The sequence below is a fragment of the Algoriphagus lutimaris genome, from assembly GCF_017051705.1.
In the GTDB taxonomy this organism is placed as follows: Bacteria; Bacteroidota; Bacteroidia; order Cytophagales; family Cyclobacteriaceae; genus Algoriphagus; species Algoriphagus lutimaris.
Map to the genome: position 1 here is coordinate 1,053,991 of NZ_JAFIDJ010000001.1, position 24,846 is coordinate 1,078,836.

A 24,846-nucleotide genomic window follows, 5' to 3' on the forward strand; every position below is an offset into this window, starting at 1 on the left:
ACTGTCAACCGAATTTCTTCATCAGCTGGTATGTAAACTGAACAATTTCTTTGTAATTCTCTTTGGAGATTTTCTCATCAATACCATGAAATCTTTTCATTCCATCCGGTGAAATCCGAATAGGGTAGTATCTATAAACCCCTTCAGAAATTCCATAAAAATACCGAGCATCGGTACCTCCGCCAATTAATCCAGGAACAACTACTGTTTCAGGAAATACAGAACGAATAGTAGCCTCCAAGAACTTATAAGCTTCCGAATCAATGCTGGAAGAAGGAGAGGGGTTTGTCAAAAAACCTACAGGTTCTACCCGTACTTTATCGCTAACTACAGATTCAATATGAGCTTGAACAGATTCGATAGTCTCTCCGGGTAAAATCCTAAAATTGATAGTCGCTTCGGCCACTGTAGGAATCACATTGTTTTTTACTCCTCCATCTATAATTGTAGGTGCCGTAGTGGTATGAGAATTAAGTCCTTCCAAAATAGGTCCTTGCATTAACCAAGGATTGGCAAAAGCAAGCTTTTGCATAAAAGGCAATTCTGGACCTAAATAGTCCAATTGGTATTGAACCGGTTCCACCATTCGGTAGGGCAATTGGTTGTTTTCCAAGTCGACAATGGATTGAGCCAAAATACCAATGGTGTTTTCACGAGGAGGAGAAGAGCTGTGTCCTCCAGTGGTTTCTACAATCAATCGAAAAGAAGCGAAACCTTTTTCTGCCACGTTGATCATAGATATTGGCTGATCCACCCCAGGAACAATTCCTTCGGTAATCATTCCTCCTTCATCCAAAGTAAATGCAGCTGATATCCCTTGTTGTTCAAGATATTCAGCAATCTTAGCAGCCCCTTTTCCGCCTCCTACTTCCTCATCATGACCGAAAGCAAAATAGATTGTCTGGGAAGGCTTAAAACCTTCATTTATTAGCATTTCTGCACTTTCCAATAAAGCTATTAGGGATGACTTATCATCTAAAGTACCTCGACCAATTATATGATCAGAAGTGATTCTTCCCTCAAACGGTGGTGCCTCCCACATTTCCATGGTTGGAAGGTCTACAGGTACCACATCCTGATGTGACATCAGAATAATTGGTTTTTTGGAAGTGTCTGAGCCTTCCCATTTGTATAACAGGCTGTATTGATTGATTTTGGTCAGGTCCATGGTTTCGTGAACTTGAGGGAAAGTTTCTGCCAAATAAGCGTGAAAGCCATTGAATGCTGCTGAATCCGGAATTGCATCTTCGCTAAATGAAATGGTTCGAAATTGAATGGCTCCAGAAAGATGATCAAATACATCCTCAGAAATAGCAACTTCTTGAATAGGCTGAGGTTCAACTTGTTTGGAGCTTAAACGGAAGGTGTTAAAGAGAAGAATAGCTATAACAATAATGACCAAAACAAAGAGAGTCAAGAACAGCTTTTTTAAAATTTTCATATTTGGTGGTTTGCTAGTTAAGGTGATGGTTTATGGAATATAAGGATAAGCCTTAGAAAATAGCACTATAGCCAAAGTAAATCAGTATCTCTTGAAAAAGTTGTTTCTCAACTATTTAACTGCTATTCAATCAAAATTTGATATTTTCATGGGAATAGTAATTCTATGATATCCTTTTTGAACGAGCAATTTTACCAATTGAGTAAGCGTGAAAAATTTTACGCCATTCTAGCTACAAGTCTATTTTTCAGCTTGTTTATGCTATTTTTTCAACCTTTTGGAGTAAATAATTATGACCCTAAAGAAGCGATTACACCACTTTTTACAATTACCATGTTCGGTCTAGGAATTTTGGTTTGTATCATTTTGATTGTAAATGAGTTTGTGCTTTTTCCTATAATTTTTAAAAATGAAGTATATAAATGGCAAATCCTTCTTTGGTTACTTTGGACAAATGTTTACACGGCTTCCTTTATTTTTTTAGCCTACAACTATTTAGGAGGGTGGCATGACTTCCATTGGAAAAGCTGGTTTGAATTTATTGGAAACTTCACAACGGTTAGCTTCATCCCTTTAGTAGCCATATATTTCTATTCGAAAATACAGCAGGTACAACATCGATCAGAGACTACAATCGATCATGAAAAAGAAGGAATAAAAATCATTCAAATTCCTTCAGAAAACCAAAGTGAGATTAAATCATTTGCCCTGGAAACCCTACTTTATATAGAGCCAGAAGATAATTATGTGGCAGTTCATTATTTACATCAGGGAAAAGAAGAGAAAACATTGGTAAGAACTACATTAAAAAAAATTGAAGACCTAAATCTTCATCCTGCATTGTTTCGTTGTCATCGTTCCATTACCATCAATCTTTTCCATTTAGCGAACTATGAAGGGAATAATCAACAAGGGATGATCAAACTAAACCATGTTCCAAAGCAGATTCCGGTATCTCGATCGTATGCTCCCAATTTATTGTTACAATTAAAATAAGTCATTAAACCCAAATACTTGAATTTCACCCCAAAAGCCCCAAATACTGTAACGAGGGGTGATATTTTTCGCTCAAAGAGAAAAAAAACAAATCTCTTATGAAAAATCTACCAGCATTTCGAACACCTAACATTTGGACTAATGTCCTGTCTTTGTTTATTTCTCTCACTTTTATGATCGTGTGGTTACCATTTATCCGGTCGTTATTTGATGGAACATCCTATGTTTGGGGGACAAATTATTTCGGTCTAAATATAAATGGGGCAGGAGTCACTCCTTCCTTCATTTTCCTCATTCTCCAAATGAGTTTATATGCCGCTGTCATTTTTGGACTTTACCGAATGAAAAACAGAAAACTATATGGAGGTTTGCTTGGCCTTTGGTGGCTAAATGTATTCGGAAACTTACTATTCGACATCTTCAAAAATGGAGATACCATGTTTCATGGAGACACCTTAAATGTCCATGTATCCATCAGCACCATTGTTTTACCTCTTTCCGCAGTTGCCCTTTTATTGATAATTATGGTACTTAGGATAGAAAAAGAAGAATTACTTATTCCATGGACTCAAAAAAACAGGACCTTGCTTTATTTGTTTTTAGGAATGTTACCGATCCTATTTTTATTGCTTTCCACAGGCACACCTAGCGGTACAAGCGACCAAATCGGAGTAATATTGGCTATCACCCAATGTTTTTATATCCCTTTTATTTTCAGACCTTACAAAACACAAGTTCAATTAAAAACCAACAGCATATAATTATATATGGGCAGGGATAATTCATTTTTTATCCCTGCCCATTTCAAATTTTTTTTAGGATAAAATAATCTATCACCTTTTTTTCCTTTATTCAAAATAGACTAATTTTATATAACTACTTGTTTTTTAAATGGTTATAAAATGGTAAAGTCGAAGTTTTTGTTTTTCTATCTGCTAGTCTATTCTGCCTTTTTCATTTGTTGCTCACCGGGAAACGAAGAAACCATACCATTCGATGGGGATAAAATACCTTCAGAAATAGCAGAAAAAATTGAGGATTTACCTATTGGTAAGGACAGTAGTGATCAAATAATGAAAAACCATGAACCTCTTCCTAGTAATGGAATCATTGAACCAAAAGGATCTTTAGGAGAGCTTGAAACATTACCGGAAGATGACTGTGATTGCAGTACCGTACGACTAGGTAAAATGGAAACAAAAACTTTTACGGGGTTTAGTGGATGGGGAATTCTCAGTCCCAAAACACCAAATTACACCACTGCGATTCATTATGAGATAGACAATTCTTCCAATCCACCGGAATCAGGAGAATTCACATTTCCAAGGAGGAACTTTAGAGATCAAATGTGCTTTTATTTCACATACCCTACCAATTTAGCTTATTGGGGAAGAGAAGGAGGGAGTCATCCTTGCAAGGTTTTGGTTGAAATAAAATGGCCTACAGCTAACTCCGCAACCGGTTTTTTTACCAACACTTGGCAATTATACGGCATAAGAGGAGTGGAAAACTTTGCCACAGGAAATAAAAATTATATCTGTTATATCTCCGCTCCAGAAGGTTTCGAAGTGGTTCCCGGAATTGGTGAAGTGCGTTGGTCAGTAAATGGAAGAATTTGTTCGGAAACGGTTCTTTTCAGAGTAATATAAAGTGGTGAAAAACATCAAAAACCAAATCTCTTTTTAATAACCCTTAATTTTTTCAACGGATGATTTCTAATAAATCTCCGAAGCAACCAGGGAGAAAAACGATTCAGCCAAAGTGTAAAGCCTTCAGCACCTCCCACGTAAAATTCCTCTTTGCCTTGTTGAATAGCAACAATGATTTTCCTGACTGCTTTTTCTACTGGGTAAGCATTTTTGAAAGCCGTTTCAACTTTTCCATAATTTTCTCCTTGCCCAAGCACCGCATGCGCTGTGATTTCTGTCTGAATAATTCCAGGGATAATCAGGCTAATCCCAATACCAGAATCTACTAACTCACTTCTAAGTGATTCATAAAAACCATGCAATGCATGTTTGGGAGCAGCATATGCAGCTAATTTTGGAACACCATATTTACCGGATAAACTACTGATCACCACCAGCTGTCCATTTCCTTGTATTTTAAATTGAGGTAATAATAATTTGCTTAAGGTAATAGGTCCTAAATAATTGATATTCATAAGTTTTAGATCAATTTCCAAGGAAGTATTCCCCACAAAATCGCGGACCGCCAGACCAGCATTATTCACAAGAATATCTACTCTCCCAAAATAGGATATGGCCATTTTAACCTTATCAGGAAGTTCAGTTAGGTTTTCTAAATCAAGGGGGTGAACTTTTGCTGAACCAGGATTTCGGGGCAGCTGAGCATTGACTCTCCTCAACTTACCTTCATTTCTAGCCGAAATAATCAATTGAGCCCCCAGCTTCGAAAATTGATAACTCATCTCTTCCCCAATACCGGATGATGCTCCGGTTATCCAAATTACTTTTCCATGAAAATGTGAATTCGATTTCATCCCTAAGATTAATTCACGACAAATTACTGATGTTCAGTTAAATATAAGCAAACCCTATCATCTAGTCCTATTTCATTAACAATCCTAATGCTTATTTCCGAATATACATCCGTACCTCAGTAATCTACATTCATCAATACATGGACCGATTGGAACAGCCAGATTTGAAGAAAAAAAAGATGAATACTTTCAAATTAATGTTGGCAACAGTTCTACTTCATTTAATAGGACTGATCAGTTATGCACAATCTGGATTTCAGGTTAATGGGAAGGTTCAGGGTCTTAACGCAGATTCATTGACAGTTCTGCATTTTGATACACCTTCTTCACCAAGATTTGAAAAAATCCCAGCCTTAAATGGTGATTTTCAATTCTCAGGAAAAGCTGAGTTCCCTTATTTTGTTCAGGTACTTTACCTGACAGAAGATGGTACGAATAGAAAGCTGACTGAATTTATCTTGGAGAATTCTGACCTCTTTATTTTCGGAGAAACTCCTCATTTTGATAGCGTACGGGTAGTCGGTTCCACATCCAATACCATTCTCAAATCTTACCTGGAGGAGGACAAAGCGCTACTGAAGCATTGGGATGATTTAAAAGAGGTTTATGACCAAGCGAAGGAATCTGGAAACCTTTCTACAGCTGGAATAATTGCTAAAAAATTAAATCAGATAACCCAAGTTGACCGGAAAGCACTTTTAAAAGAGTATGTAGAAAAGCATAAGGAGCAAATGATTGCAGCTTTGCTCCCGAATTTTTGCCTACTCGCTAATCAATTGACCATTGAAGATTATTCAGATCTATATGCTTCCCTTTCAATTCCTATCCAGCAATCCATCTATGGGCAGGAATTATTACACAAATCCAAATTAAAATAAAAACCATATTTTCACAGAAGTTCAGCTTCCAAGAAACTGTCTATGTGGATAAAACACTATCCAAAAATGAAAAAATTACTCTTCAGCATCTATTTATTACTACAGGCTTTCAGCTTGCAAGCACAGGTACACTTTGTAGAAAAAGGAAAACTAAAAATAGGAATCCGGGTATACAAAGACCAAACAAACTATCCAATTGATAGCCTTTGTGATGGTTTTGAACCTGGAACCAACTTACCTATCAATTTGATTATTCCTGAAGGTAGTTCACTCGGCATCAATACAGATTCTATCCAATCCACCGACATCGCTTTAGTCGTCAATAACAAACTTCAGTACATCAATCGACCTGAAGTAAAAATGAATGGATTCAGCATGAGTTCTTCGCCAGGATCAGAGCAGAGCTATGTATTTATTGATGAACAAATAGGAGATACACTGGCCATCACATGGAAAGTAGGATATTCCTCTTTGGAACTATCTGATCTTTATCCTGCTGAATACTTTAGCAACTTTGTCGCCTATCAGTTTCAAAACATCTTTGAATCTTATCCCGATTCCTCCCAATACAATTGGGAAGATGTAGAATATGTACAAGAACTGAATGAGAGGGGATTACCAGTTAATCCTTCATTCCCCTATAAGGATAATGGACTTTACTTCGTGGTAGATCAATTAACAGAAGATGCAAAGGTTCAATTAATCGGTTTCCATGAAAGTCTACAAGGATATGACCCTGAAAACCCATTTGCCTTATTTTTGTATGAAGATCTTTCTCCTGGCGACTATACCTTTTACGTCCAACCATTTGAAGGTGCGTCTGATGAGCTATCACTTAAATATCCATTCACTATCCTAAAGCCATGGTGGCTGGAGACACCTATGCTGATCGGAGGTTCTGTCCTAATAGTAATCTTGATAGGAGGTATTTTTTTCATTGGATACAGAAACAAACAAGAAAAACAAAAACAGCAGCTCGAATGGGCTAAACAATTGACGGAAGCAGAATTAAAAGCAATCCGAGCACAACTGAACCCACATTTTTTGTTTAATGCTTTAAGTTCCATTCAAAACTTAGTAAGTCAGGAAAAGAATGAAGCTGCCAATACTTATATCACAAAATTGTCAAGGCTCTTACGGGAAGTTTTATCTGCTTCGAACAGCCAGTTTCATGAATTAAAACAGGAATTAAACCTTATTCAACTGTACCTGGAACTGGAGCAACTTCGCTTCTCATTTACAAGTCGAATCCAAATTTCTGAAAATGTATCTCTTGATCAATTGGTTCCTGTGATGCTACTTCAACCCTATGTGGAAAATGCGGTAAAACATGGAGTTGCAGGAATGGGTAAAAATGGAGTTATTCAAATTGACATTCAGCAAAAAGAGCATTTTCTCCTTATAGATATTTTGGATAATGGACAAGGCTTATCAAAACCTAATAAAGCTTCTTCAGGATTGCATTTGAGCGAGGAAAGAATCCGGAATTTAAATAATTTATATGCGGGTGAGGCAGCTGTTGAAATCAAAAATAGAGAAGACGGGGTTGGAGTCCAAGTTCGAATAAAACTTCCACTGGAATAATGAAATACAATGCATTATTGATCGATGATGAGGAAGGCAATCGTGAATTACTAAAACGCTTGCTGAAACAGCATTGTTTAAGAATAGGATTTATAGATCAAGCCGCTTCTGCAAAAGAGGCGTTAGATAAAATCCAATTAACGAAACCAGACGTGGTTTTCTTAGATATTGAAATGCCAGGGGGAAGTGGGTTTGATTTTCTAAATGAAGCAGGAGACATTGACTTTAAAATCATATTTGTTACGGCTTATGATTCCTATGCCCTAAGAGCCATCAAGTATAGCGCACTGGATTATTTGCTGAAACCCGTTGACCCGAAAGAATTAATCCATGCAGTAGAGAAGTTGGAAGAACAAATAGGTCAACAAGAAAAAATTGATTTGCTATCCTATAACTTAAGTCATGACCAAGATCGGAGAATTGCACTAGCTACTCAGGAGGAAGTCATTTTTGCCAGGGTGAGTGACATTATCCGTCTGCAAGCTGAGGCAAACTATACCAAAGTTTTCATGGAAAATGAACCCACAGTATTACTTTCTGGGAATCTGGGACATTTTGAAAAGTTATTGAAAGACCAACGTTTTTATCGTACTCACCAATCTCATTTGGTCAATATGAAACATGTTCGAAAATATGTGAAGACTGAAGGAGGGTATTTTTTGATGGATGATGGGAGCCAAGTACCCATTGCGCGGATGAAGCGAGATGAATTGAAAAGGCTTTTTACTTAAATCTTATTTATAAAATTGATATTCAAAAAGTATTTAGGTAGTAAGGTCATTTATTCAAAAGCTTTTCAATAAAAATGCTCGCTGATTAATTTCAGCGAGCATTTCCTAATGGCATATTGTAAACTGCCTACTGATTATTGCCACTGGCTACAGCTTTAGCTTCCTCTACCAATTGCTCATTTCCATCTGCTAGCCCTGCGGAAATAAAGGCATCAATCTCCTTATTACGTTCTTGACCTTTGTTTAACAGAATGCCTAAAGTAATCATGGCTCCGATACGAGTTCCCACTTTTTTTGCAGCAGTCCCAAACAGAGGTTCCAATTCTTCATAAGTTACCTGTTCAGCAAGTTTTGCGATATCTGCTCTGGCAGCAGCAAGTTTATCACCGGAGAGATTGGTGTATTTTTTCGCAATTTTTTGAATTTCATTAATAGCCGAACGTTGACCTTGCCCTTGACTAGCATTAGGATTGGGCTGTTTAACAGATTGATTTGGTTGAGCTGCTGGAGCTGAATTTTGCTTGGCCCAAGAGTCTCTCAACCCCACTGTTTTATTAAATACCAATTGTTCTGACGTACTATCTTTATCAAGCGTAAAGTAGCCCAAACGTTGGAATTGGAACTTATCACTTAAGCTGGCATTTTTCAAGTATGGTTCCAAATAAGCTTCTTTGATCACGTTCAAGGAATTAGGATTGACAAACTCCATAAAATTCTTGTCTTCATGACTATCTGGAGCTTCATCCAAGAACAAACGATCGTATTCGCGAACTTCCGCTTTAATGGCATGTTGAATCGAAACCCAATGCAAGGTTCCTTTTACTTTTCTGGTACTTGCTTCTGTACCAGTTCCTGATCGAGAATCCAGGTCAGCTGTACAGTGAATTTCAGTGATATTTCCTGAAGCGTCTTTGACCACAGACTCGCCTTTGATGATGTAAGCACTCTTTAACCGTACCTCATTTCCCAATGTCAAACGGAAAAACTTACCTCCGGCTTCTTCTTTAAAGTCTTCACGCTCAATATACAATTCCCTTGAAAAAGGAACTTCATGCATTCCAGATTTTGGATCCTCTGGGTTGTTTTCAGCCTGAAGTATTTCTGTTTTTCCTTCAGGATAGTTTGTGATGACCAATTTTACCGGATCCAACACTGCCATTACGCGAGTAGCCGTTTTATTTAGATCTTCCCGGATGCAATATTCCAATAAAGAAACATCAGTTACAGAATCCCGCTTGGAAATACCTGAAAGTTCACTGAAATTTCGAATAGACTCTGGAGTATATCCTCGTCTTCTCAAACCAGAAATAGTTGGCATACGAGGGTCATCCCATCCAGAAACAGTTTTTGTCTGAACCAGCTCGAGTAATTTACGCTTACTCATCACGGTGTAGCTCAGGTTTCTTCGGGCAAATTCCCGCTGTTTAGGCCTTAACAATTTTGGATCTACGATTTGATCTAAAAACCAATCGTATAATTCTCGGTGCATCTTAAATTCCAGGGTACACAAAGAATGTGAAATCTGTTCTATGTAATCAGATTCTCCATGAGTCCAGTCATACATAGGGTAGATACACCAATCAGACCCAGTTCGGTGATGAGCTTTTTTAACAATTCTGTATAAGATCGGATCCCGCATGAGCATATTAGGAGAAGCCATGTCAATTTTAGCACGAAGCACATAGCTACCCTGCTCAAATTCTCCGGCTTTCATCCGTTCAAACATAGACAGATTTTCCTCCACCGAATTGTCTCGATAAGGACCTGCTACTCCGGGCGTAGTAGGAGTTCCTTTTTGCTCAGCCATGGCTTCCGCAGACTGTCCATCTACATAGGCTTTACCTTCTTTGATTAACTGAATGGCCCAATCATATAGTTGCTGAAAATAATCAGAGGAATAGCATTCTGTAGCCCATTTGAAGCCCAACCATTGAATGTCGTATTTTATGGCATCCACATATTCCTGCTCTTCTTTGGCAGGGTTGGTGTCATCAAAACGAAGATTTACAGGTGCATTATGCAGTTCACCGAGCCCAAAATTCAGGCAAATGGAAGCAGCATGACCAATATGTAAATAACCATTTGGCTCAGGAGGAAAACGAAAACGAAGCTTCTCCTTTGGAAAGCCAGCAGCTAAATCGTCTTCAATGAGTTGTTCTAGAAAATTGAGTGATGCGGATTCTTCAGTCATAGATCAAAATTGAATTTCAAAATTAAGTCAATTGGATGTATTTGCAACTGAAATCTGAAAGAAGTGAGCTGTAAATAGTGATCAGTTGGGAGTGTTTAGTCTTCAGGGAAGTAAGAAGTCGGGAATAAGGAATCTAAAAATAATGTGGTTAGTGTTCAGTCTCAGTATTCAGTAAATCAGAATTCTTAGATCATACATTATAAATTCTACCTCTTGCCTGTGAACTTACATTCGCACACTTCTTTATTCAACATGGTGAACGAACTAAGTCTATCTTAGAATTGAAATGACAGATTCTTACTATATTCCTATTTAAACCACCAGCCTTATGAAAAAACTTCACTTGATTGTAGTTCTATTGTTTTCTATTCCATTCTCCGTATTTCCCCAAGATGACCCTCATTTTCAAACTGAATTCTCCAAAGAGGAATTTGCCAAAAGAAGAAATACAGTATATGAAAAAATTGGAAATAACGCGATAGCCGTCATTCAAGGAGCCAGCGGAATTCCAGGATTCAGCGTATTTCGACAATCCAACACCTTTTTTTACCTCACGGGTGTGGAAACAGCTCGATCTTATTTATTACTCAATGGCAGAAGCAAAAGAGCTGTCCTTTACCTTCCTCATAGAGATGAAGGAATGGAAAGAAGCCAGGGGAAAGTGCTTTCTGCAGAAGATGCCGACTTAGTACAGGAACTTACTGGAATTGAACAGGTAAAAGGAATCGAATTTTTAGCGGCAGATTTAGTAGGAGCTGGCCTAATCAAACCTCCAGGCCCCATGCTATTTACAGAATTTAGTCCAGCAGAGACAGGTAATGACAGTAGAGATGAAATCTTATTTGGACAGGCTAGAAATGCATCAGACCCTTGGGATGGTGGTCCAACTCGAGAAGCAAGATTTATCTCCAAACTAAAAGACCAATACCCTCAATATGAAGTCCAAGATCTGACGCCTATTTTGGATGAGATGCGATTAATTAAAAGTGCAGAAGAAATTGCGGTCATCAAAAAGGCAACGCATATCGCAGGATTGGCCATTATGGAAGCCATGAGATCTACTAATCCAGGCGTCTATGAATACCAATTGGACGCAGCTGCCAAGTATATTTTCTACCTCTATGGCTCACAGGGAGATGGTTACCCTTCCATCATTGGAGGAGGAACCAATGCCTATATGGGACACTATTTCCATAAAACTGATCAATTGAAAGATGGGGATTTGGTATTAATGGACTATGCTCCAGATTATGAATTTTATACCAGTGATGTCACCAGGATCTGGCCAGTAAATGGAAAGTTCGATGAGGAACAAAAAGAACTATATAATTTCATAGTAGCCTATCGAGATGCCTTATTCCGTTACATCAAGCCTGGAGTAACTGCTGATGAGGTATTGGATCATGCTGCTTCTGATATGAAAGCCTATTTAGAGGGTAAGACTTTTGTCAAGGAAAGCCATTTGAAAGCCGTGCAAGATGGATTGAAATTCAGGGGGCATTTCCAGCATCCGGTGGGAATGGCAGTACATGATGTAGGTAGAGTACGAGGAAGACCGCTGGAAGCGGGAATGGTATTCACTATAGATCCCATGATCTGGTTACATGAGGAGCGATTATACATACGTATTGAAGATGTGGCCTTAGTGACTGAAAATGGGGTAGAAAACCTCAGTAGTTTCGTGCCTTCCAAATTAGAAGAGGTGGAAGCCACCATTCGAGAAAAGGGATTGATAGAATTCAGACCTGAAATCGATCTTTCTACATTAAAATAGACACATGTCTTCATTTTGTCATATTCCAAATACCATGAAGAATTTCTTTATCCTGCTATTTATCTTATTTTCCTCCTCCGTATTCGCCCGAACGGATTCTTATCCCAAGAACACTAAAGTGGATGTGTTAAACTACCAGTTTAACATTGAATTATCTGATGATACAGATGAAATTACCTGTGAATTAATCCTTGATGTTCGGTATCTGGGAGAAGGAGTGGACAGCCTTCGTCTAGACTTGGTAAAAGCTTCAAAAGCATTGGAAAATAAAGGAATGACTGTTTCATCAATCCAATCTGAAGGACAGGAGCTTGCTTTTACACACGAAGGAGAAGAATTAAAAATCAAACTTCCATCTAGCTCCAAAAAAGATCAAGAAAAGCAATACAAAATTGTTTATTCAGGAATACCGGCTTCCGGGTTAAAAATTGCCAATAACAAATATGGCGATCGAACCTTTTTCAGTGATAATTGGCCTGATAAAGGAAGAAACTGGCTAGCTATGGTAGACCATCCTTATGACAAAGCTACTTGTGAATTTATAGTTACTGCTCCATCACATTACCAAGTCGTATCGAACGGATTAAAAATCGAAGAAACGGATCTGGGTAACGGAAAACGATTGACCCATTGGAAGCAATCTATTCCGATCGCTTCCTGGCTTTATGTATTGGGAGTTGCCCGTTTTGCTATGCAGGAAGTAGATCAGTTTGACCACAAGTCAATACAAACTTGGGTTTACTATCAAGATCGAGATAAGGGATTTTATGATTTCGCTGTTCCCACAAAACAGGTTCTTGAATTCTATAGTGATTACATAGGTCCTTTTTCCTATGAAAAACTTGCCAATATCCAATCCAACAGTGTCAGCGGTGGAATGGAAGCAGCATCAGCCATTTTATACAGCGAAAATTCGGTAGTAGGGGATAGAAATACTCGCTGGAGAAATGTAATCATTCATGAAATCGCCCACCAATGGTTTGGAAATGCAGTAACGGAATATGATTGGGACGATGTTTGGTTGAGTGAGGGGTTTGCTACGTATTTCACTCTGTTGTATAGAGAGCATGCCTATGGTAGAGATGATTTTTTGGAGGGACTGGCGAATAGTAAAAAGACCGTTGACGCTTTTCATGAAAAAAATCCTAACTATCGAATCGTCCATGATAACCTGAGTGATATGAGCAAGGTGGTAAGTTCACATACCTATCAAAAAGGAAGTTGGATTTTACACATGCTTCGAGGAGTAATCGGAACAGAGAATTTCTGGAAAGGAGTCCAAGCTTATTATGCCAAATTCCAAAATGGAAACGCAACCACAGCTGATTTTAGAAGAGAAATGGAAAAGGCTTCCGGTAAAGATTTGGAACAGTTTTTTGGCCAATGGTTATATCAGCCGGGAGCATTAAAAGTGGAAGGTAATTGGTCATATGATAAAGGTAAAAAACTAGTTAAAATCACTTTAAACCAAGTTCAAAATGACGGAAGTGAGTTTCAGATGCCTATTGAACTTGCCATAAAGTCAAAAGACAGAACCGAGTTGAAAACCATTTGGATCAAAGAACTGAAAAATACAATCGAACTTCCAGTGGAAATAGCACCAGAAGAAATCATTTTAGACCCTAATACATGGGTGTTGATGGATGCGAAATTGGAACAGAAATAAGGTTTTGAGTAAAAGTTAAAGCAGCATCCAGTGGTTAGTGATCAGTATTCAGGCAAGTTAGAAGTCTAAAAAAATAAAAATCTGAAGCATAAAAAGGTTAGCTATAAGGAAACAGTGTTCAGATGGCAGTAATCAATAAATCTGAATTCTTATACCATACATCATACTTCCTATCCAAGGTTCAGGGAAGGTTGAAATCTAAAAGTTGAAATCTGAAGAAAAAAATGGGGAATGCTGGAATGATTCTATTTATGCCATTTGCTGGAATCCTCAAAGTAATGTTGCAATACAATGACAACACAAGACCTTTAGTTGCACTATTTATATCCATACCTAAGGATATTATCAATTCTGAAAATGACCCTGAGTCAAAAACCTGAGATGATTATTATTTAAAATGAAATTACTCTCTAAAAGAAGTTCATTAGAATAGGGCTGCTTACAGTTTCCCAATTCTCTTTTAAAATCTGAAGTTCAATGAATATAGGCCAGTTTTTTACGATCAATCATATTTTTTCTTTAGTATACTTATTCGTATTGATCTTTACAATTTTCAGAATTTTACTTGACACCCATTCAACCTCAAAAACACTAGCTTATTTGTTGCTGGTTATCGTGTTACCCATTCTGGGAATGATTATTTATTATTCTGTTGGCATCAATTATAGACATAAGCGGCATAACCATCGTGCAGTTTCTGTACAAAAAGATTTAGATCAAGATTATTTTCAAGTGATTCCCAATAACACAAATCATTTGTTAGAAAAGTATAAGGAGGAATTTGGCCATTATGAGGGATTAGTCAAGTTTCAACTTAATATGATGGGAGAGTTCCTCAGCGAAAATTCATTTGAATTATTGGTAAATGGAGAGGAAAAATTTCCTGAAGTATTAAAGTCTTTAGAGCAGGCAGAGCATTTTATCCATATGGAATATTATGCCTGGGAAAATGATATTCGAGGTAATCAAATCAAAGAAATTTTAATTAATAAATCAAAGGCAGGATTGTCAATCAAAGTACTCTATGATGATTATGCCAGTAGAGGAATTCATAAAAATATCGTACAAGAATTAAAGGAAAATGGGGTGTCAATCTACCCCAATATCAAAGTAAAATTGCGACAATTTGCGAATCGATTAAATCATCGAGATCATAGAAAAGTGATTATCATCGATGGAAAGATTGGTTTTCTAGGAGGAATTAACATTTCAGATCGATATGATAACTCCATAGATACGGGGCTTTATTGGCGTGACACCCATGTGAAATTTTCTGGGCCACTTGTTCACAGTTTACAAAGGCATTTTATCGTAAGTTGGAATATGGCTCAAAAAAATAAGGTCGATTTCCAAAAGGAATTATTTCCTGAAAGTGGACAAATTAATGGGGAAGGAACCAAAGGATTCGCACAACTTATGGCTGGAGGTCCTGTGTATCCCCAATCAAACATTATGATGACTTACTTTAAATCATTTAACGTTGCTCGCCACAGTCTTTACATAACTAATCCCTATTTTATTCCAAATGAAGGAATTCTAAATTCATTAAAACAAGCTGCCTTAAGTGGAATAGATGTCAGGATATTGCTACCTGAAAAATCAGATTCTGCGATCGTTGGAGCAGCTTCCAAATTCTACTTTACTGAATTATTAGATGCAGGAGTTCGAATTTTCTTATATAAAAAAGGGTTTATTCATGCCAAGACGGTGGTAGTAGACCAAAAGATTAGCATCATCGGAACTGCAAATATGGATATTAGAAGTTTTGATTTGAATTTCGAATTAATGTCTGTGATCTACGGCTCAGAATTTGGGCTCAAAATGGAAAAAATGTTTCTTAAGGATCTACAAGAAAGTGTGGAAATAACCAAAGAACAGTTTCATAATTTGAGCACTTTTAAAAAATTGACCTTTGCCACTGCTAGATTGATTTCCTCATTCTTGTAAAGGAATCCTGTAAATCTCATTAAACGCCACTTTGTAAAAACGCTAACAAGTCTGCCATTTCCTGTAGAGTCATGCTATTTTCAAGACCTTCCATCATCAGGGAGGTTCCTAAAGAACGAAATTCTTTAACATTAGATTTATAGATTGTAACACTTTCTCCTCCTGGCTTTTTGATGGTGATATTCTTATCAGTTTCATTGGAAACTATTCCAAGATGAACCACACCATCACTGGTCTCAAGCCTATGGTTGATATATTTGGTATCCACACCAGCATTGGGATCAAGTATATCATGCAGATTGGTTTCTTTGCTTTTTCGTCCTATTTCTGTCAATACAGGACCTACTTCATTACCTGTTTTTCCAAAGACATGGCAGTTTGCACAGATGTTTTCAAACACTTTCGCTCCATCCAAAACAGAACCATTAAGCGCCAAAGCTGGCTTCATTTGATCAATTGCCTCTTGTCTATTTGTAACACCTGAATCTGTAAATAATTTCTCAGCCCTGCGCTTTGTATCTTCATTTTCTGTCCACCAAAGCAAGGTTCTTCTTCGCTCTAGATCAAAATTCATTTCGCCGATATTGATAATTCCATTTTCCAATCCAGTCAATAAAGCGTCATGATGGGTTTCAACATAGAGCAAAAGATCGCTGGCATACCTTCTGGTTTGAGGGCTTAACTCGTTCCAAATTTCTACGATTTTTTCACCTATTTCCTTTTCATTGTATTTAGATAGTTGGCGTAATGCATTCTCTTGAAGTTTGAGAGGTTCAGTATTCCTTAAACACTGAAATAGCGCATCTGATTTGACTTCATAAGGGAGCAGCTCTATTATAGATAATTGTTGTAGCCTGAAAATTTCAGACTTGGATCGATCATTTACCGTGGTTAATGCAGCTACACTTATTTTGAAAAATTCGGGAGAGGTACCCAAATTAAGTTTACTTCGCAATTGCGCTAATTCAGAAATCAAACCTGGGTCACCAGATTTTTCCAATGGCCAAATATATGGTTCAAGAGCATTACCATTTACCTGGCCCAGTCCAAGAGAAAGATGTTTAATTATTTGTTGCTTGACACTCATATGAATATCAGCACTAACCAAAGCTTGAAGTACAGATTTGGCATCATTCTCATTTTTTCCAGCAGCCAAAGCAAGGGAGCTAAGAAACTGTTCTGGAATTTGTGTAGGTGGATTTGCTAAAAGAGTAGAAAGTAATTCTGGCGCGAATGGTCCAGCCGCTAAAGTATATGCGGCGATATTCCAGTCGTCATAAGGAAGAAGTGTAATGGCATTTTTAATTCCGACCAAAACATCCTGTTTAAGCTCAGAGAGTCTTTCTATTCCAATTGTAGAAATGGAAAGAGCTGCTTGCATACGAACGCGTCCGTCAGGATCACTTAAGCGAGTTAAGACTGCTTCTGCAAGGTTTAGATGAGTATCTAATTCTTGTTCTGCAAGAAGCAAAGCAGTTTCACGTATATCTCGAGAGGGATCCTGAAGTGCCCTAAGCAAGGCCTCTTCATCCAATTTTTTCTTTGCATTCAAAATCCATAAAGCATGAAGTTTGGCAAAATCATTACCAGCTACCAACTTATTATTCAATTCTTTGATTGTTTCTTCGTTGAGGACTTGATCGATCAACAGTCGGTGGGCAGTTTTCCTAACCCATTGATTGGAATGATTTAAACTTTTTACCAATCCTTCTTGGCTTTTTAATTGATCCAAATCGAAAGGAATATTTACATTCTTTTTAGAGATTTTATAAATCCGACCTTGATCTTTTCCAGCTTCCAGATCCAAAGTTTTTTCAATTTCATCTGGAATCCATTCAGGATGTTCTATCACTTTACGATACATATCAACCACATACATGCTGCCATCTGGTCCTAAGTTCATATTTACAGGACGAAAGGAGCGGTCGGAACTTGCAAGGAAATCACGCTTTTCTAAGACTCTAGAAGCAGAAAATGCAGAACCATTGGATTTTATTTTATCTACATGAATCAGGTTAAGAACCACATCTGCCACCCAAATGGTATTTTCATATTCAACCCCTAGAGAGCCACCTCCATAATAGGTTATCCCACAAGCTCCTGAAAAATAACCAGATTGCTCAGGATGATTCACCCGGGATTCTTGCTCTCCAATTGGAAAAATACGTGCTAAGCCATTCTCTTCATGATCTGAAATATTTTTAAGGGTATGATTTTTTAAGGTTTGGAGACCTTTTATGTATCGGTCTGGAAAAACAAGGTGAGAGATATGTTCCAAGTTATGTGTTTCAAATAGCCGTCCAACATCATCCATGGCGAGGCCAAATCCGCCAGAAGATTCACCCAAGCGTTCCAAGGTTTTTGTCTCCAGATTAAATCGGAAATCCTGACCTCGTAAATCCAACTGACTATCTGGTTCACCCCACCAAAATGGCTTTCCATCATTTCCACCATTGGCTGCATAAATCCAGTTATCTAGCCCAAAAGTCAGGGCATTGTAATTGTGTTGTAAATTTCCAGTAGAAAATCCACCCATCAACGTATCCACTTTTTCAGGGATATAATCTTGATTTTCATCACGTACAAATAATAAATAGGGGGGAGCTGCCACTAAAACGCCTTTTTTATAGGGCATAAATGAGTTGGCTAGCTGCAAGTTTTCTATGAAAACAATTCTATCATCATATACTCCATCCTTGTTCCTATCTTTTAAGACCAAGATTCTACTTTGCTGATCTTCAAAAGGATATCCCGGCATTTCTAGCACCAGAGCATCTCCTAATTCATTAAACTCCAAATCTACTGGGTCCTTAATTAATGGTTCAGCAGCAACTCTATCTAAGGAAAATCCAGGTTCAATTTGAAACTCCTCCAGCACTAAATCCTCCTTACAGGAAAAGAGAAAACAAAAGGCTAAAATTAAATGCTGAATAGAAATAGGAAACTTTTGTTTCATGAGAGCAGATAAAGACTAGGGGTTGAAAAAGAGAACATTGTGAATTTAAAATAATAAAATTTTAAAGATTCCTACTCGCATAAATCAAGGATTAGCAATGTCTTTTAAATGAAATCTCAAAATATAGATTTCTCGGTCTTTGATTTGAATTGAGTCCTACCAAAAAACAAATCTAAGCAATAGAGCCATTCCGAAGAGGGCGACTTACCACATCAATATAAATTACTGGTTATCAGAACAAAACATACTCCGCAATGAATATTTTTTGATAACTTGACATAGGATCAAACTACAAAATCATGAAAAAAGTAATTATTACCGCAAAAGTGGAAGATTCCGCAAAGTGGGAAGAAGGTTTTCGAACTCATGGCGAATTGTTTAAGCGCCAAACATGTGCAAGTCCCATTCATATCTCCATCCAGGAGGGAAATGAAGTAGCACTAATATTTGAAGTAGAAAATCTAGATACCTACATGAAAATCCTTGAAACTGAAGGCCCTGCTGCGATGGCAAATGATGGAGTGATCAGGGAGACAGTGAAGATTTTTGTAATGGACAAAGAGTTTCATATATAGGATATTCAATAAATTTCTTCCATTATCAAAAAGATTGTTGGGGAGGCGTAAATTGTAATTACGCCTTTCTTTTTAAGGATTCCCAATACCCCATCTTATGAAATCATTTGACTTTTTGATTTATCTTAAGTGACTGTAAATTTGAAGATTAACTGTTTATCCCCTTACTATGAAAAACTCCCTAATTTTTCTTTTCCTAATAACACTACTCGTTAATTGTAAACCTGCTTTCCTAGATGACCAGGCATTGCTTTCTTATGCAGATAATGCAGATCCAGACTTGATCAAGCGCCATATCGCTATCCTGGCAGATGATAGTTTGCGAGGAAGATTACCGGGAACCCCAGAGTATGACATAGCGATGAAGTATGTGGCAGATCAGTATCAATCCATGGGCATTAAGCCGATGGGAAACAAAGAGGGAAGTAGCTATTTACAATCCATGACCTTTAGAAAATCTATCGTAGATGAAAGTTCCTCTTACCTTATTCTTAATAATCAGGATACTGCTCAAGTAGGAATGGATTATTTTTTCTTTGGGAATTCAAGTTCGCCCGAAATTGAATTTGAAGGAGAATTGGTGATTGCTGGCTATGGAATAGATGCTGAACAATTTGGGTATAACGATTTTGAAAACCTGGATGTAAAAGGAAAAATAGTGATCATCTATAATGGAGGACCTGATGTATTGCCTGCGACAGAACGAGCACATTTCAGTAATACCAATACAAAGATTAATACCTTAAGTGAAAAAGGCGCTTTGGGAATCATATTCACAACTTCCCCAGGGGGTAGAGGTAGTTTTAAAGGAAGTTATGACCGTTATTCAAAAAACGGGATAGTAAGTGTAAAAATGCCCGATGGGGAATTTGCCGGTCGCTCCAACTACGGAAGAATGAAATTCGGAGGCTATTTCGATTGGGAATTTATCCAAAAAATCACAGCAAATGAAATAGACCTTATTTTAGAGAAATACCTTCAGGGAGAACTGGTTCAGCCCACCAATTCTATTTCATTTAAAGGAAAAGTAGTAAATAATTTTTCTGAATTTGAAAGTGCAAATGTAGTAGGTGTTTTGGAAGGTGGAAAACTCAAAAATGAATATGTAATCCATACTGCACATTTGGATCATATAGGAGTTGGAACGCCTGTGAATGGTGATTCGATTTACAATGGAGCACATGATAATGCTTCAGGAATTAGCGCCATGTTGGAGATAGCTAGACTATATAGTGAACTCCCCACCAAACCCAAAAGATCCGTAATTTTTGCAGCAGTTACCGCAGAAGAAATGGGTTTGCTGGGATCCATGTACTTAGCAGAAAATCCGGTAGTTCCTGCTGAAAGTATTGTAGCCAATGTTAATACAGATATGCCAACAATGGTGGGACCCCTAGTCTCGGTAGAACCATTAGGGGCGGAACAAAGCAGTATCATGAAAATTGTAGAGAAATCCACTAGTTTACTTGGATTAAAAATCGATGAGGATCATTTGCCAGAGGAAGTACGTTTCGTCCGAAGCGATAATTACAGTTTTGTAAAAGCAGGCATTCCAGCTTTAAGGATGAAATTCGGTATTCAGACTAAAGATTCTCCGACAGGATTGGACTCGGCAATCACCCATATGATGAGCCACATTTATCATAAACCCTCTGACGAACTTGGAGAAAGCTTTAATTTCGAAGGTGCCAAAACCTATGTTGAACTTCAGTTTATGAATAGTTATCTGATTAATACCTCAGAAGCAAGACCTACCTGGAATGAAGATTCATTTTTTAAGCGGTTTGAAAAATAAATTCCAATTAATCCTTAAGATTCCCTGCATGTGAAAAGGAATTGAATTGTGTGAATTTTCCTATTGAATAACCTTCCCATATGTTATTTATTTAAAAAGGATGATTATTGCCCCTAAAGCAGTCAATACTAGGATCATTTTCCTGAAAAATGCCTCATTGATCCTTTTAACAATGTTGATTCCAAGAATAAAACCTAGGATAATGCCAGGAATCAACTTTAGATCCAATAGCAGGGTTTCTTTGGAAATGGTTTCCCAGACAAAAAAGTGAAAGGGTAATTTGAATACATTGATTATTAGGAACAACCAGGCAGCCGTACCAATAAAGTGATTTTTAGGCAATCGCATGGCAAGAAAGTAGATATTGGAGATCGGACCAGCCAGGTTCCCTACCATGGTCGTAAAGCCTGCCAAAGTTCCAATCCCACTTCCAAAAGCCCAATGGGTAGGCACCGTTTTCTCTTTTTTTTGATCCCACCAAATAATAACAGCCAAGATCAAGAAAATGAGTATAACCATTCCGTATTTAAAGGCTTTTTCTGGAAGATCCATGCCCACCCAGCTTCCCAGTAAAATTCCCAAAATCATCCAAGGAAGGAATTTAGCGATATAACTCCATTGAGTATGTCGATTGTAATAGATTACAGCAAAGACATCCGCAACTACTAACAAAGGCAATACAATCCCGGTGGATTGTTTTGTTTCAAAGGCAATAGCCATAAAAGTCACATTGATAATGGCAATTCCTTTGATCCCTGCTTTGGACATTCCGATCACAAAAGCGGCTAAAAAACTAAGAATCCATGAAGTGGTACTGATTTCAGAAAGGATGGCTAGAAACATGGGTTGGGGTCAAAAGCAGGGGCTAAGATATTTCTATTTTTTTTCAAACTTATAAAAATCAATGGAGGGACAATAATGATTCAGTCTTAGAAATAAGAACTTGATCCTATTTTATCAGGGCCCCTAAAGCTACTCCACATGCCACAAGTTCGAAAGGCTTTGAAGACTTAGCTTAATTTCGAAAAAAGGAATTCACAAATGAAGAGATCAATCGCTCCAATAATTAATAAATATTGATAACTTAAATCCCATGAATTGGAACCATAACAAATTAACATTACCATTCCTATTATTCAGCCTATTGACCTTTTGCAAGAGCCCAATAGACGAACCCATAATTACGTTGGCTGAAGAGGGAGACCAACCTTCTATGTCTAAAGATCTTGATGGAAATCTTGGAATCACCTATGGAAATGGGAAAGACATATATTTTGCATTCTCTACGGATGAAGGTAGCACCTTTAGCACGGACAAAGTAGGGACCTTGGAAAATATGTTTCTTGGAATGTCATGTGGACCTAGGTTGGCGATGGGAACTGACTATTATTCAATTGTAGCTCCGACGAAAAAAGGAGATCTGGTTGCCTTTAGAAAAAATAAGGGGAATGATACTTGGGAAGGTCCCTTCCAAGTCAATGATATAAGAGGATCGGCTGGAGAAAGTCTAGCAGATATCACCGCAGATACCCAAGGAAATCTTTTCGCTACCTGGATAGACACTAGATCGGTTATGCCTGAAATGGACCATGGAAATACAGAAGAGAATCACGCTGAAATGGATCACAGTAAAGGCAAAACAGAACTTGAAGCCACCAAAAATAATACCATCCCAAAAGAGCTCAGTAAAGAAGAAATCATGGCTGAGCTAGGGGAAATGCCAGAAGGAGGAGAATCCATTAGACAATATCCTGGAGAAGATGGTAAAATGTATTGGGTAGTTTTGGATAAGGATGGAAAAGCCATCAAAGCAAAAGACATGGATTCTTACCGGGCGTTTAGAGCCAAGAATTCCAAAAGAAAAGCACCAGAAGGGAAAATTTATATAGCGAAATCTACAGATGGAGGAAAAAGCTGGAGCAAAAGCCAATTAGTTTATTCCTCACCGGATGGATCTGTATGTGAATGTTGCATGCCGACTATTCAGACGGATAAAGATGATCATCTGTACATCATGTTTCGCAACAATCTGAATGGTTCAAGAGACTTACATTTAGCCATTTCAAAAGATAATGGAAACAGCTTTGGCAGTCCAATAAAACTAGGTCAGGACACTTGGAAACTCAATGGATGTCCCATGGACGGAGGTGGTTTTCGGGTGACCAATCAAGATAATATTGCGACTGTTTGGCAGCGAGATGGGCAGATATTTTTCGCACAACCAGAGGAAAAAGAAATTAAGATTGGTAATGGTAGATCCCCGAGTATTGATGAAGGAACTAAAGGTGATTACATCACATGGTCTGAAGGTGAAAACATCATGTTTCTTGGCCCCAATAGTTCCAACGGGGAAGTCTTGGCAAAGGGGGCCTATTCAAAAACGATCAGCACAGATCAGGGAGATGCTATGTTGATCGTTTGGACAGAAGAAGGAAAAATTAAGATGAAGAAGGTTTCTTAAGAATGCTTCTTGGCTAATTATTTTCATTTCTAGGAGGTTTTTTTTGATTTAAAAAAACAAAAAATCAAGATCTAACTAATTGGTAGCTATTATTTTACATCCTTTATAAAGGGGTAAATATGTATAAAAATTGTAGTTTGCTTTTGGCAGTAAAACCATAACCCAACCATTCAACAATCATGCATATCAAAAGAAGGGATTTTTTTAAAATTTTAACCCTAGGTGGTGTTTTGTCAGAACAATTTTTAATTGGACAGACCTCTGGGTTAAATTCCATTGCAGCTGGCAATCCATCATCTGACATATCTAAATCGATGAGAATGGCTGACAGTATTGACAAAGTATATGACGATGCAATTGTTTATGATGGATTGGTCATTGCCCGCAACTGGAATGAAGCTTCTTTTGAGGCCCTTCAAAAATCCGGTTATACCGGTTTCAACGCTTCGTTAGATACAGGGAATTTAGCCAATGCACTTAAAAACTTGGAGGAGTGGCAACATCGTATCAAAGAAAACCCAGATCGATTGATGCTGGCCACAAACGCAGAAGATTTCATTAAAGCAAAGAAAGAGAAAAAGGTAGCCGTCATGTTGGGTTTTCAGAATTCTGCAATCATTGAAGACTCCATTGATAATTTAGACACCCTTTATCAAGCAGGAACCCGATGGATGCAATTAACCTATAACGAGCGTAATTTAATCGGAGATGGCTGTACCGAACGGACCAATGCAGGTCTTTCCGATTATGGGATCGAGGTAGTAGAACGAATGAATGAGCTGGGAATTATAATAGATCTCTCGCATTGTGGTTTACAAACTACCAATGATGGCATCAAATTCAGTAAAACAGGTGCTTCAATCAACCATTCCATGTGTGAGGCATTGCACAAAAATCATCCACGCGCAAAAACAGATGACCAGATTCGTGCTATGGCCGATAAAGGCGGGGTAATTGGGATTATTTGTTTAGGCTATATGATCGGACCGAATTTGGGCGTAGACACTACTTTGGAGACTTATGTGGATCACATCGAACATGCTGTAAAAATAGGGGGAATTGATCATGTGGGATTGGCTTCTGACTTCCCCATCCAAGGGTTACAGGCTTCTGGAGCAACATACGAAAATTGGTATGAACCACGCCTGACTCGATTCAAACCATCTTATAAAGTACAATGGCCACCCTGGATTCCCGAACTGGATACGACAGACCGATATCGCAATGTGGCAATTTCGTTAGATAAAAGAGGTTTTAGTACAGGAGATATTGAGAAAATACTTGGGCAGAACTGGCTTCGCTATTTTAAGGAAACATTAAAGACTTGAATTCCCCTTTCATTCATTCC

18 protein-coding genes are annotated in these 24,846 nt (G+C 37.9%); 13 read left to right on the top strand and 5 right to left on the bottom strand.

The genetic code is table 11. The annotated features are described in order from the left end of the window. Nucleotides 1–4: 4 nt before the first annotated feature. A complete protein-coding gene (locus JYB62_RS04335; RefSeq protein ID WP_205644196.1) occupies nt 5–1,441 on the bottom strand; it encodes a M20 family peptidase in 1,437 nt (478 codons plus the stop codon). Nucleotides 1,442–1,606: 165 nt separating this feature from the next. Here JYB62_RS04335 and JYB62_RS04340 point away from each other — a divergent pair, with 165 nt between their 5' ends. From JYB62_RS04340 to JYB62_RS04350, 3 genes are all read left to right on the top strand, one after another. After that, complete coding sequence (locus JYB62_RS04340) at nt 1,607–2,437, top strand: LytR/AlgR family response regulator transcription factor (RefSeq protein WP_205644197.1); 831 nt, start codon at nt 1,607–1,609, stop codon at nt 2,435–2,437. A 98-nt stretch (nt 2,438–2,535) separates the two neighbouring features. Beyond that, nucleotides 2,536–3,198 (top strand): ubiquinol cytochrome C oxidoreductase, encoded by a 663-nt coding sequence (locus JYB62_RS04345; RefSeq protein ID WP_205644198.1) that lies wholly within the window; start codon nt 2,536–2,538, stop codon nt 3,196–3,198. 141 nt (nt 3,199–3,339) lie between these two features. Further along, nucleotides 3,340–4,086 carry a hypothetical protein gene (locus JYB62_RS04350; protein WP_205644199.1) on the top strand — a complete coding sequence of 249 codons (747 nt, stop codon included), beginning with the start codon at nt 3,340–3,342 and terminating at the stop codon, nt 4,084–4,086. Nucleotides 4,087–4,100: 14 nt separating this feature from the next. On the opposite strand, the gene JYB62_RS04355 is transcribed toward JYB62_RS04350, so the two are convergent. Beyond that, nucleotides 4,101–4,940, bottom strand: coding sequence for an SDR family oxidoreductase (locus JYB62_RS04355; protein ID WP_205644200.1), 840 nt, complete (start codon nt 4,938–4,940; stop codon nt 4,101–4,103). Between the two features lie 140 nt (nt 4,941–5,080). On the opposite strand from JYB62_RS04355, the gene JYB62_RS04360 reads away from it, so the two are divergent. From JYB62_RS04360 to JYB62_RS04370, 3 genes are all read left to right on the top strand, one after another. Further along, nucleotides 5,081–5,818 (top strand): DUF4369 domain-containing protein, encoded by a 738-nt coding sequence (locus JYB62_RS04360; RefSeq protein ID WP_205644201.1) that lies wholly within the window; start codon nt 5,081–5,083, stop codon nt 5,816–5,818. A gap of 66 nt (nt 5,819–5,884) precedes the next feature. Then, on the top strand, nt 5,885–7,402 hold the full coding sequence (locus JYB62_RS04365; protein ID WP_205644202.1) for a sensor histidine kinase: 1,518 nt from the start codon (nt 5,885–5,887) through the stop codon (nt 7,400–7,402). Further along, entirely contained in the window at nt 7,402–8,133 is a 732-nt protein-coding gene (locus JYB62_RS04370; RefSeq protein WP_205644203.1) for a LytR/AlgR family response regulator transcription factor, read from the top strand. Before JYB62_RS04365 ends, JYB62_RS04370 begins: the two co-directional genes overlap by 1 nt. Before the next feature lie 127 nt (nt 8,134–8,260). Here the strand turns inward: JYB62_RS04370 and JYB62_RS04375 are convergent, their stop codons facing one another. After that, nucleotides 8,261–10,324 carry a glutamine--tRNA ligase/YqeY domain fusion protein gene (locus JYB62_RS04375; RefSeq protein WP_205644204.1) on the bottom strand — a complete coding sequence of 688 codons (2,064 nt, stop codon included), beginning with the start codon at nt 10,322–10,324 and terminating at the stop codon, nt 8,261–8,263. A 328-nt stretch (nt 10,325–10,652) separates the two neighbouring features. Here JYB62_RS04375 and JYB62_RS04380 point away from each other — a divergent pair, with 328 nt between their 5' ends. From JYB62_RS04380 to cls, 3 genes are all read left to right on the top strand, one after another. Beyond that, nucleotides 10,653–12,098, top strand: a complete 1,446-nt coding sequence (locus JYB62_RS04380) for a M24 family metallopeptidase (protein ID WP_205644205.1) — start codon at nt 10,653–10,655, stop codon at nt 12,096–12,098. Nucleotides 12,099–12,102: 4 nt separating this feature from the next. Then, nucleotides 12,103–13,764: a M1 family metallopeptidase gene (locus JYB62_RS04385; protein WP_205644206.1), complete on the top strand. Its 1,662-nt coding sequence runs from the start codon at nt 12,103–12,105 to the stop codon at nt 13,762–13,764. A gap of 477 nt (nt 13,765–14,241) precedes the next feature. Next, nucleotides 14,242–15,711, top strand: a complete 1,470-nt coding sequence (gene cls / locus JYB62_RS04390; protein WP_205644207.1) for a cardiolipin synthase — start codon at nt 14,242–14,244, stop codon at nt 15,709–15,711. Nucleotides 15,712–15,730: 19 nt separating this feature from the next. On the opposite strand, the gene JYB62_RS04395 is transcribed toward cls, so the two are convergent. Continuing rightward, nucleotides 15,731–18,667: a PVC-type heme-binding CxxCH protein gene (locus tag JYB62_RS04395; protein ID WP_205644208.1), complete on the bottom strand. Its 2,937-nt coding sequence runs from the start codon at nt 18,665–18,667 to the stop codon at nt 15,731–15,733. Between the two features lie 299 nt (nt 18,668–18,966). Here JYB62_RS04395 and JYB62_RS04400 point away from each other — a divergent pair, with 299 nt between their 5' ends. Further along, nucleotides 18,967–19,242 (top strand): hypothetical protein, encoded by a 276-nt coding sequence (locus tag JYB62_RS04400; protein ID WP_205644209.1) that lies wholly within the window; start codon nt 18,967–18,969, stop codon nt 19,240–19,242. Between the two features lie 169 nt (nt 19,243–19,411). Further along, nucleotides 19,412–21,037, top strand: a complete 1,626-nt coding sequence (locus JYB62_RS04405) for a M28 family peptidase (RefSeq protein WP_205644210.1) — start codon at nt 19,412–19,414, stop codon at nt 21,035–21,037. Nucleotides 21,038–21,124: 87 nt separating this feature from the next. Here JYB62_RS04405 and JYB62_RS04410 read toward each other — a convergent pair whose 3' ends face one another. Then, nucleotides 21,125–21,880: a sulfite exporter TauE/SafE family protein gene (locus tag JYB62_RS04410; protein ID WP_205644211.1), complete on the bottom strand. Its 756-nt coding sequence runs from the start codon at nt 21,878–21,880 to the stop codon at nt 21,125–21,127. Nucleotides 21,881–22,130: 250 nt separating this feature from the next. Between JYB62_RS04410 and JYB62_RS04415 the strand changes: the two genes are divergently transcribed. Both JYB62_RS04415 and JYB62_RS04420 read left to right on the top strand, forming a co-directional pair. Next, complete coding sequence (locus JYB62_RS04415) at nt 22,131–23,498, top strand: sialidase family protein (protein ID WP_205644212.1); 1,368 nt, start codon at nt 22,131–22,133, stop codon at nt 23,496–23,498. Nucleotides 23,499–23,677: 179 nt separating this feature from the next. Continuing rightward, complete coding sequence (locus JYB62_RS04420; protein ID WP_205644213.1) at nt 23,678–24,826, top strand: dipeptidase; 1,149 nt, start codon at nt 23,678–23,680, stop codon at nt 24,824–24,826. The last annotated feature ends 20 nt before the right edge of the window (nt 24,827–24,846 follow it).